Raw genomic sequence first — 9,557 nt, forward strand, 5'->3', positions numbered from 1 at the left:
GGCGCTTGTACTTGGTTTGCTTCAACAATATCTTGCCAGTTGTCAGGGTAAGCTACTTTTAGCTTATTTAAAAACCAACCAGGGTGATTATACTTACAGGCATCAATTTGATCGGCTAAATTTTCCAGTTCGCTTTGGCGGCGCTGAAAGTTACGCAGCACTGCGTTTACTAGCCCTTTAAGACCAGGTGCTCGCATTGTTTTAACCGCATTTACCGTTTCATCAAGTGCAGCGTGCGCAGGAATACGCATGTGCTGAAGCTGATAAATACCCACATAAAGTAAAAATTGGAATGGACGCTGTTTGCCTTTCAATGGTTTTTCAAGCAGGTGAGAACAGTAATTTTCTAAACTTGGCAGGTAGCGAAGTACTCCATAACAGAGCTGCTGTAAAAGCGGGCGCTCTTTTGTTGGCAGTTTGTCAGAGTATCTTGGTAATACTTGCGATAATGAGTGGCCTTTGTCAACCACTAAATGCAGTGTTTCCGCTGCATATGCACGAACACTACTCATTACTTTCACCTAAAATAGAACCAATTGCTACCCAGTCAGCACGACCATTTAAGAAATCTTGAGCCGACATTGGCTTTTTACCTTGAGGCTGGAGTTGGGTAATTTTTAGTGCGCCGCCCCCGGTTGCAACGGTGATACCTGATTTGTCTGCAGCTAACACTTCGCCAGCACGACCTGTACCATTGACCAATTCAGCAGCGTATACTTTTACCATGTTACCTTGCATTTGTGTAAAACAAATTGGCCAAGGGTTAAAGGCGCGAATATTACGTTCGATTTGCTGTGCGGTTATTTGCCAATCGATATTTGCTTCGTCTTTACTTAGCTTTTTCGCGTAATTGGCTAATTCGTCATTTTGCTTTTCTGCTTTTGCAGTGCCATCGGCAATTGTGGCTAAAGTATCGATAAGTGCCGTCGGGCCAAGTTCAGCAAGCTTGCTGTAAAGGGTTGCACTTGTATCTGTCGCCTCAATAGGACAGGTGGCAATGGAAATCATATCGCCAGTATCTAAACCTTCGTCCATTTGCATGATAGTTACACCAGTTTCAGCATCACCTGCCCAAATTGCACGTTGAATAGGGGCAGCACCGCGCCAGCGAGGAAGAATTGAACCATGCACATTGATGCAGCCGAGTTTTGGTGTTTCTAATACTACTTTTGGCAGCAATAGGCCATACGCAACGACTACCATAATATCTGCATTTAAATCGGCGAGCTGTTGTTTGGCATCGTCTGATTTAAAGTTCTCTGGTTGATAAACTGGAATATCATGGGTTAAAGCAAGCTGCTTTACTTCACTCGCTTTTAATTTTTTGCCGCGACCTGCTGGGCGATCTGGTTGGCTATAAACTGCGATTACTTGGTGCTCTGATTTTATTAAAACATCAAGATGTTGCGCGGCAAAGTCAGGTGTTCCCGCAAAAATAATTTTTAAAGGTTTACTCAAGATTTACTCCAGACAGATTAACCAGCTTTTGACGCAAGCTTGGCTTCTTTTTCTAGTTTTTTGCGAATACGTTGGCGCTTTAATGGAGAAAGGTAATCAATAAATAGCACACCCTTTAAGTGATCTAACTCGTGCTGAATACATACAGCGAGTAGACCATCAGCGTCTTTTTCATATTCGTTTCCATTTTCATCAAATGCTTTAATTGTCACCGTTTCGGCACGGTCAACTTTGGCATATGAACCTGGTACTGATAAACAGCCTTCTTCGCTAATTTTGCTGCCATCTTTTTTGATGATTTCAGGGTTAATTAGTACCAGAGGCTCATTACCTTCTTCTGATACATCAATAACAACAATACGTTGGTGGATATTTACTTGCGTTGCCGCAAGACCAATGCCGTTTTCGTCATACATGGTCTCAAGCATATCTGATACAATTTTCTTGGTATCTTCATTAATTTCCGTTACTTCTTGTGCAACAGTACGTAATCTCTCATCAGGAAAGCGTAAAACTTCTAAAATAGCCATATTTACCTTAATTTAAACTATGCGAAAATCATCAATTTATGATATGTTTTTATTTTAGCCATTTGTCTTCACCTTTTACAGGTTTAAGTAAATAATAATAAAAAACAGCTCAAGGAAGCTAGTTATGGTCAAAAAGCTGACAGCTGCGATAGTCGCATTAACTATGGCGTTTCCAACTCTTGCTGATGTGCTTCAGATCAGAAAGGACGCCCCTAAAGAATATGTTGTAGAAAAAGGCGATACCCTTTGGGATATTTCTGCTATATACCTTGATCAACCTTGGTTATGGCCGGAGCTGTGGCGTCTTAATCCACAAATTGATAACCCTCACTTAATTTACCCAGGTGATAAACTTTCATTGGTTTATGATTCGCAAGGCCGTCCTATGCTTGTGATTAACCAAAAGTTTAAGAAGCTGTCACCGGGTGTTCGCAAAACCATGAAAAAAGGGGATGCGATCCCGACTTTACCATTAGAAGTGATTCGTCCTTTCTTAACCTATGAACAAGCATTAAGTGAGGAAGATATTGATACAAGGCCTATTGTTTTAGGTGCTAATGCAAATGTAAAAAATATCAAAACGGATCATATTATTTATGTGAAAGGGGACCTAGAGCGCTCTCAATTTTATGGTATTTATCGTCAAGGTGATCCATATATTGACCCTGACACTGAAGAAGTATTAGGTCATGAAGCGATTCTTGTTGGTACTGGTCGTGCTTTTAGAACTGGAGACGAAGCAAGTGCAACCCCCTCATCTGTACGTGTAAAAAATGCTAAACGTGAAATTCGCCAAGGTGACTTCTTAATGCCAGCATTGGAAGGTCAAACTTTGCCTGCATTTTTTATGATGAAACGTCCTGAAACTTCAATCTCAGGTACTATCATAGATACATCATCTAAGCTTCGTGAGTTTAGTACTATGGACGTTGTTGTATTAAATCGTGGCGAAAATGACTCAATTAAAGCGGGTCATATTCTGGACATTCGCAGGGCATCGCCTACAGTTGTAGTAGGCAAGGATGGACCGAAATATAAAGATTCAGCTTCACGTTATGAACGCACAATGAGTTATTTTGGTGATGGTGAAGATAGTCGCGAATGGAAGATGCCAAAAGAAAAAGTTGGTGAGTTGATGGTGTTTAAAGTCTACGACAGAGTTAGCTATGCCATTGTTACTAAGACTTTAGAACCCGTTCGTGTTGGTGACACTATTCATGTAGATAACTAAATGTTACGTGGAGCGTCTTCTAAGGAGAGAAGATGTGTAAAGATAAAAGAAGCGGGCTTGAATATTGGCTCGCTTTTTATTTTGCAAAAGGGATTGGTTTTCAAACCGTACAAAGCTTATTTGACCGATTTACAATAAACGAAATTTTTTCATTTACTAATTCAGATCAGGTTAAAACTGAATTAAACCTAAGTGCTCTGAAAAACCTTAAAAATACTAACTGGCAAAAAATAATATCGCTTATTTGTGATTGCAAAAGTAACAATATTGAAATTATTCATTTCTCTCACCCAAAATACCCACAACTTTTAAAAGAAATATCCAGCCCACCTTTAGTGCTTTTTTGTAAAGGTGATATTGAATTACTTAACACGCCTAAAATTGCCATTGTGGGTTCGCGAAATGCAACCGAAATAGGGCGACAAGTAAGTAAAGATATAGCAACTAATTTAGCATTAAATGATTTTTGTGTTGTTTCTGGAATGGCAAGGGGCATTGATAGTTGCGCACATCAGGGAGCATTGCAAGTGGAGCGCAATACAATTGCTGTACTTGGTACAGGAGTTGATGTGTGTTATCCCAAACGGGCAATGGGTCTTTATGAGCAGATTGCCGAAAAAGGACTGATAATATCAGAGTATTTACCTGGTACAACAGCGCTGGCAGCTAATTTCCCGCGCAGAAACCGCATAATATCTGGTTTATCACTGGGAACTATAGTTGTTGAGGCAGAGCAAAAAAGTGGTTCTCTGATTACTGCTAAATACGCACTTGAGCAAAATAGGGAAGTCTTTGCAGTGCCTGGTTCTGTATATAATGAGTTGGCTAAAGGGTGTCATTCACTTATTAAGCAAGGCGCTAAGTTAATTGAAAATTGCGATGATATTTTTGCAGAATTAAGCGTTTTGCCAAAAAGTTGTCTATATAAAGTAGAAGAGATAGAAAAACATGTAATGTCAGATCCTGTTCTTAAGCACTTAAATCATGAAGTGACTTCAGTAGATAAATTACAGCAACTATCAATGTTACCGATGGATGAGTTGTTATCTCAGTTATTAGATTTAGAGCTTTCAGGTCAAGTTATACGTGTACTAGACGGTTATACCCGAATAGGGAGGAGTTAAAAATGTTTGATATCCTCATGTATTTATTTGAGAACTATATTCACAGCGAGAGCGAAATTTTCGTCGAGCAAAGTGAGTTAACAGATGAATTATTACGCGCAGGGTTTAATCATCGGGAAATATACAAGGCACTTGATTGGTTAGAGCAACTTGCCGATTTACAGCACAGTGACGAATACCCCTATTTAAATCGTGTACCAGGAAAGTCCGTTCGTATTTTTACACAGCAAGAATGCGAAAAACTCGATCTTACTTGTCGTGGCTTTTTAATGTTTTTAGAGCAAATATCTGTAATTGATACAACCACGCGTGAAATGGTCATTGACCGTATTTTTGCGCTAGATAAAGACGTTATTGAGCTTGATGATTTAAAGTGGGTGGTTTTAATGGTGCTGTTTAATGTGCCAGGTAAAGAAATTGCCTATGCTCAAATGGAAGACTTATTATTCGAAGAGCAAAACGGCACCATTCATTAAGGCAAGTTTAAATTTGCATCTTGCCTTGGCTAACATGATATAATTTTGCTTATATTTCGTCTGCGTTTTGACAATAATGAGCAAAATTGATCATTCTTTATTTTCAGTCCATGAACATGCTTTAGAAAAAGAGTACGAAGTATGTCCAAAATGCGGCTCAGAAACCAGTGTTAAACATAGTAAGAAAGGCCCATTCGTAGGATGCAACAACTACCCTAACTGTGACTATACACGCCCACTTGTTGAGCATAATGAAACCCTAATAAAAGTATTAGACGACACTGAGTGTCCGCATTGCTGCCACCCCTTGGCGGTGAAAAATGGGCGCTTTGGTATGTTTATCGGTTGCACAAACTTTCCGGAATGTCATTTTATTGCACAAGAAGAGTCCAAGAGTGAATTACCGACGTGTCCTAGTTGTAAGAAATCAGCACTCGTTGAACGTAGCAATAAATCGGGTAAAACCTTTTACTCTTGTGGGGGGTACCCCAAATGCAAATATATTTTAAATAGTAAACCTGTTGCGCAATCTTGCCCTGAATGTGGGTGGCAGGTAATGGTTGAGAAAAAAACATCAAATGGTGTGGTGTTACAATGCCCGCAAAAGCATTGTAACCACAAAACACCGTTATGATTTGGAGTAAACTGTGAGTAACGAGTTAAATGAAAGCCCAATTACCATTGCATTAAAAAGCGAGGGTGTAATTGTTTATCCTACTGAAGCTGTTTATGGCTTAGGGTGTGATCCTGATAGCGAAGCTGCTGTAATGAAGTTGCTAGATATTAAGCAACGTCCCGTAGAAAAAGGGTTAATTTTAATTGCTGATAATTATGGTCAACTTTTGGATTATGTTGATGATGCGAAAATCCCGATGGACAAAAGAGCGGATATTTTTTCTTCATGGCCTGCCGCAGTTACATGGGTGATGCCAGCTAAATCAAGTACACCAAAATGGCTGACGGGTCAATTTGATACAATTGCTGTGCGAGTAACAAGCCATCCAGTTGTAAAACAGTTATGCCAAGATTTTGGTAAACCTTTGGTATCAACAAGTGCTAACCTTACCGGCCAAGATCCTGTGTTAACACTTGATGAAGCGAAACACGCTTTTGGTGATAAAGTTGCTGCGTATGTTGAAGGGGCACTTGGCGGTAATACTAAACCGAGCCAAATTAAAGATGCCTTCACCGGTAAGTTATTTAGAGAGTAATTATGTCACACGTTAACTTAGAAGTAGTAAAAGAATTCTTATTAGCCCTGCAAGATAAAATTTGTGATGCTCTAGAGCAAGCTGATGGTAGCGCCAAATTTGTTGAAGATGCATGGCAACGTGAGGAAGGGGGTGGTGGCCGTACGCGTGTTATCAGAGATGGCGCAGTGATTGAACAAGGAGGTGTGAATTATTCCCATGTCTTTGGTGAATCAATGCCTGCATCGGCGACAGCACATCGTCCAGAGCTAGCAGGGCGTAGTTTTCATGCCTGTGGCGTGTCCTTGGTAGTTCACCCAAAAAACCCTCATGTACCTACATCACATGCCAATGTACGCTTCTTTATTGCTGAAAAAGAAGGTGAAGAGCCGATTTGGTGGTTTGGTGGTGGTTTTGATTTAACCCCTTATTACCCAGTATTAGCAGATGTTAAACATTGGCACCAAGAAGCGTGTAAGTTGTGTTTACCATTTGGTGAAACCGTTTACGATGACTATAAAAAGTGGTGTGATGAATATTTTTTCTTAAAACATCGTGGTGAAACACGTGGTGTAGGTGGATTATTCTTTGATGATCTAAATGAATGGGGCTTTGACCGCTGTTTTGCATTTATGCGTGCAGTCGGTAACGGATATTTAGACGCTTATTTGCCAATCGTAGAAAAGCGCAAAGACTTTCCTTATACCGAAAAACAGCGAGACTTCCAGTTGTACCGCCGAGGTCGTTACGTAGAGTTTAATTTAGTTTGGGATAGAGGCACTTTGTTTGGCCTGCAAACGGGAGGTCGCACAGAGTCTATATTAATGTCTATGCCGCCGCTTGCTCGTTGGGAGTATGACTTTAAACCTGAACCAAATAGCTTAGAAGCAAATCTTTACGAAAATTATTTATCGCCAAAAGATTGGCTGCAGATTTAGTAAATAAAAAGTCGCAGTAATGCGACTTTTTGTGCTTTACAGTTTGCCATGCATATGGATTAGCGGTAAGAAGTAAAATGCTATTCAATATGTAAAGCTAAGAACCTATGTTGTATAGAGTGATGACGCATAGCCATTTTCACTCAGCTGAATTATTAAAAAAGCTCAACAGTCCCTGGAAAAATCTTACTGGCTATTTTGATTAATCATATGTGTAGCAAGTTGAGCAAGCGACTGCTTTAGGCCTTCTCTTAGTACTGGGTTATCAACTTCGATATCTAATGCTTTATTCATGCAAAACATCCATTGATCTCGTAAGTCTTGATCAATAGGAAACGGCATATGGCGCTTTCGTAGCATTGGGTGGCCATACTTCTCAACAAATAAATCAGGCCCGCCGAGCCATCCAGATAAAAACTCGAAAAACACTTGTCTAATTCTATCTAAAGGTTGAGGATGCATATCATATAATGGTTTGGCGTATTCTTCTTCTGCCATAATGTCGTAAAATCGATTTGCTAGCGCGCGTGCACCGCTTTCACCACCCATTAGCATATAAGGTGTTGTTTCAGGTGAAGGAGATTGATGAGGTTCACTCTGTGTCTGCGTTGTGCCAAACATACGTCTTAATATTTGTTTCATAACTCTAACTCAATGCGAGAAAACTAATGGATAAATACGCTGTATTCGGAAACCCAATAAATCACTCAAAATCACCGAAAATTCATCAAGCGTTTGCAAAAGAGCTAAATCAAGCAATCGAATACAGGGCAATATTAGCACCGATTGATGGCTTTAAGGAATCAATCGCTTCATTTGTAAAAGCTGGCGGTAAAGGTGCAAACGTTACAGTACCATTTAAAGAAGAAGCATTTGCTCTGGTGGATGAACTGACTGAAAGAGCTAAAACAGCAGGTGCGGTAAACACTATTAAAGTTAATTCGGATGGCAAGTTAGTGGGCGATAATACTGATGGTATTGGTCTTGTCAGCGATATTTTAAATAACCAGTTTGAAATATCGTATAAAAGGGTTCTATTAATTGGTGCTGGTGGCGCCGCGCGAGGAGTAATTTTACCCATTTTACAGCAGCAGCCAGCAAAGCTCACAATAATAAACAGAACAAAAGAAAAGGCTATAAAGCTAAGCCAAGAATTTGCTAACTATGGTGAGATTGAAGCGTGTGGCTTTGATGATCAACCACAGGCAAGTTTCGACATCATTATTAATTCAACTTCAGCCAGCATTTCAGGTGATGTTCCGCCAATCTCTGAACGTTTTGTGGAACAATGTGAACTTGCGTACGATATGTTTTATAGCCAACAAGATACTTCGTTTAATTTGTGGATTAAAAGTGTAAATCCACAAGCAGTCACATTAGATGGTTCGGGTATGTTGGTAGGGCAGGCCGCAGAAGCATTTTCGGTTTGGCGAGGTGTTAAGCCTTCAACCCAGTTGGTTATTGAACAGCTTAAATCAGGAAAACTGTAATGAACCAATCAATCATTTTTGTTGATCGTGTTGAATATGACGAAAACACAAAACGAGTCTCTTACTTTGCTCAGGTGTCAGGTCAACTGATTACGTGCTGTTATTCAACAAACAAATCTGAAAAAGATGCGCTCTCTGACTTTGAAAGTAAAAAGTTCGACTATGAAGATATTGCAGAAAGTGCAATTGAAGACGAGCTATATAATGATGAAGGTTTGATAGAAGTAGAAGAGCTTTTATAGCTCTTCTAAGTATTCATTCTTTAATACAACGTAGTTATCAGCAGATACTTTAAGGAAGGCAAGTTCTGCTTCATTTAACTTACGGGCTTGCTTCACTGGGCTACCTACATATAAATAACCTGATTCTAACGTCTTATTAGGTGGCACTAATGAGCCTCCACCAATAATCACATCATCTTCAATAATTGCATTGTCCATAATAATAGCACCCATGCCGACTAATATACGGTTTCCCAGTACGCAACCATGTAACATGGCTTTGTGACCAATAGTAACATCATCACCAATAATTAACGGGTAGCCATTTGGCACAGATTTACTTTGACGCGTTACATGAAGCACAGACCCGTCTTGTACATTAGTACGCTCACCAATTTTGATATAGTTAACATCACCGCGTGCGGCGACTAATGGCCAAATACTTGAATCAGCGCCTATTTCAATTTGACCGACTAATACGGCTGATTCATCTATATATGTATTTAAATTAATTTTTGGCTCTACACCTTTATAACTTCTAATAGTCATCACGCTACCATTTACATGCTTATTGATAGGCAAAGTATAGAGAAGAGTAACGGATTTGTTAATTTCTGATCAGAAAATGTATGTTTTTAAGGCTTTTAGCTGTTATTTCAAACAAACAGTAAAAAAATACAAATTTTCTTTAAAAAAGGGTTGCGCTCAGATCAAATCTCTCTATAATGCGGCTCCACCAACACGGGGAACGACGCAGCATAGCAGCGAATCACGAGTTGGTTGAGTCAAGTAAAACTGAGTTTTGAAAGTTTTTAAAAATAATCAAAATTAAGTGTTGACAAAAAAATAGGAAAGCGTAACATACGCAGCCCTAACAGCGACAAAGCGTCGCGGCAAAC

General features: G+C 39.6%; 13 protein-coding genes. 8 read left to right on the forward strand and 5 right to left on the reverse strand.

Annotated elements, in window-relative coordinates:
• From ABYD77_RS15455 to def, 3 genes are all read right to left on the reverse strand, one after another.
• A partial coding sequence (locus ABYD77_RS15455; RefSeq protein ID WP_372771018.1) for a transcription antitermination factor NusB occupies positions 1-512 on the reverse strand: 512 nt, incomplete at its 3' end.
• Complete coding sequence (fmt, locus tag ABYD77_RS15460) at positions 505-1,458, reverse strand: methionyl-tRNA formyltransferase (protein WP_372771019.1); 954 nt, start codon at positions 1,456-1,458, stop codon at positions 505-507. The genes fmt and ABYD77_RS15455, both read right to left, overlap by 8 nt.
• Positions 1,459-1,475: 17 nt before the next feature.
• Positions 1,476-1,988, reverse strand: a complete 513-nt coding sequence (def, locus tag ABYD77_RS15465; RefSeq protein WP_372771020.1) for a peptide deformylase — start codon at positions 1,986-1,988, stop codon at positions 1,476-1,478.
• 124 nt (positions 1,989-2,112) lie between these two features.
• Between def and ABYD77_RS15470 the strand changes: the two genes are divergently transcribed.
• The 6 genes from ABYD77_RS15470 to hemF all read left to right on the forward strand — a co-directional run bounded on the left by ABYD77_RS15470 (position 2,113) and on the right by hemF (position 6,947).
• A complete protein-coding gene (locus ABYD77_RS15470) occupies positions 2,113-3,219 on the forward strand; it encodes a LysM peptidoglycan-binding domain-containing protein (RefSeq protein WP_372771021.1) in 1,107 nt (368 codons plus the stop codon).
• A gap of 32 nt (positions 3,220-3,251) precedes the next feature.
• Positions 3,252-4,343, forward strand: a complete 1,092-nt coding sequence (dprA, locus tag ABYD77_RS15475) for a DNA-processing protein DprA (protein WP_372771022.1) — start codon at positions 3,252-3,254, stop codon at positions 4,341-4,343.
• Between the two features lie 2 nt (positions 4,344-4,345).
• Positions 4,346-4,819, forward strand: a complete 474-nt coding sequence (locus tag ABYD77_RS15480) for a DUF494 family protein (protein ID WP_372771023.1) — start codon at positions 4,346-4,348, stop codon at positions 4,817-4,819.
• 76 nt (positions 4,820-4,895) lie between these two features.
• The gene (locus ABYD77_RS15485) at positions 4,896-5,453 is read left to right on the forward strand and encodes a topoisomerase DNA-binding C4 zinc finger domain-containing protein (RefSeq protein WP_372771024.1); all 558 of its coding nucleotides are present in this window, start codon (positions 4,896-4,898) and stop codon (positions 5,451-5,453) included.
• Between the two features lie 13 nt (positions 5,454-5,466).
• On the forward strand, positions 5,467-6,030 hold the full coding sequence (locus ABYD77_RS15490) for a Sua5/YciO/YrdC/YwlC family protein (protein WP_372771025.1): 564 nt from the start codon (positions 5,467-5,469) through the stop codon (positions 6,028-6,030).
• A gap of 2 nt (positions 6,031-6,032) precedes the next feature.
• Entirely contained in the window at positions 6,033-6,947 is a 915-nt protein-coding gene (gene hemF / locus ABYD77_RS15495) for an oxygen-dependent coproporphyrinogen oxidase (protein ID WP_372771026.1), read from the forward strand.
• Positions 6,948-7,133: 186 nt separating this feature from the next.
• On the opposite strand, the gene ABYD77_RS15500 is transcribed toward hemF, so the two are convergent.
• On the reverse strand, positions 7,134-7,568 hold the full coding sequence (locus tag ABYD77_RS15500) for a group II truncated hemoglobin (RefSeq protein WP_372771030.1): 435 nt from the start codon (positions 7,566-7,568) through the stop codon (positions 7,134-7,136).
• A 47-nt stretch (positions 7,569-7,615) separates the two neighbouring features.
• On the opposite strand from ABYD77_RS15500, the gene aroE reads away from it, so the two are divergent.
• Both aroE and ABYD77_RS15510 read left to right on the forward strand, forming a co-directional pair.
• A complete protein-coding gene (aroE, locus tag ABYD77_RS15505) occupies positions 7,616-8,437 on the forward strand; it encodes a shikimate dehydrogenase (protein WP_372771027.1) in 822 nt (273 codons plus the stop codon).
• Positions 8,437-8,679, forward strand: coding sequence for a DUF1488 domain-containing protein (locus ABYD77_RS15510; protein ID WP_372771028.1), 243 nt, complete (start codon positions 8,437-8,439; stop codon positions 8,677-8,679). The genes aroE and ABYD77_RS15510 overlap by 1 nt, the downstream gene beginning before the upstream one ends.
• On the opposite strand, the gene ABYD77_RS15515 is transcribed toward ABYD77_RS15510, so the two are convergent.
• The gene (locus ABYD77_RS15515) at positions 8,674-9,207 is read right to left on the reverse strand and encodes a gamma carbonic anhydrase family protein (protein ID WP_372771029.1); all 534 of its coding nucleotides are present in this window, start codon (positions 9,205-9,207) and stop codon (positions 8,674-8,676) included. The genes ABYD77_RS15510 and ABYD77_RS15515 overlap by 6 nt on opposite strands.
• Between the last annotated feature and the right edge of the window lie 350 nt (positions 9,208-9,557).

It is taken from the genome of Pseudoalteromonas sp., from assembly GCF_041629635.1.
In the GTDB taxonomy this organism is placed as follows: Bacteria; Pseudomonadota; Gammaproteobacteria; order Enterobacterales; family Alteromonadaceae; genus Pseudoalteromonas.

What these genes read in the sequence shown, in the direction of transcription:
- def (WP_372771020.1), bottom strand. Translation starts at nt 1,988, where the DNA reads ATGGCTATTTTAGAAGTTTTACGCTTTCCTGATGAGAGATTACGTACT.
- ABYD77_RS15470 (WP_372771021.1), top strand. Translation starts at nt 2,113, where the DNA reads ATGGTCAAAAAGCTGACAGCTGCGATAGTCGCATTAACTATGGCGTTT.
- dprA (WP_372771022.1), top strand. Translation starts at nt 3,252, where the DNA reads ATGTGTAAAGATAAAAGAAGCGGGCTTGAATATTGGCTCGCTTTTTAT.
- ABYD77_RS15480 (WP_372771023.1), top strand. Translation starts at nt 4,346, where the DNA reads ATGTTTGATATCCTCATGTATTTATTTGAGAACTATATTCACAGCGAG.
- ABYD77_RS15485 (WP_372771024.1), top strand. Translation starts at nt 4,896, where the DNA reads ATGAGCAAAATTGATCATTCTTTATTTTCAGTCCATGAACATGCTTTA.
- hemF (WP_372771026.1), top strand. Translation starts at nt 6,033, where the DNA reads ATGTCACACGTTAACTTAGAAGTAGTAAAAGAATTCTTATTAGCCCTG.
- ABYD77_RS15500 (WP_372771030.1), bottom strand. Translation starts at nt 7,568, where the DNA reads ATGTTTGGCACAACGCAGACACAGAGTGAACCTCATCAATCTCCTTCA.
- aroE (WP_372771027.1), top strand. Translation starts at nt 7,616, where the DNA reads ATGGATAAATACGCTGTATTCGGAAACCCAATAAATCACTCAAAATCA.
- ABYD77_RS15510 (WP_372771028.1), top strand. Translation starts at nt 8,437, where the DNA reads ATGAACCAATCAATCATTTTTGTTGATCGTGTTGAATATGACGAAAAC.
- ABYD77_RS15515 (WP_372771029.1), bottom strand. Translation starts at nt 9,207, where the DNA reads ATGACTATTAGAAGTTATAAAGGTGTAGAGCCAAAAATTAATTTAAAT.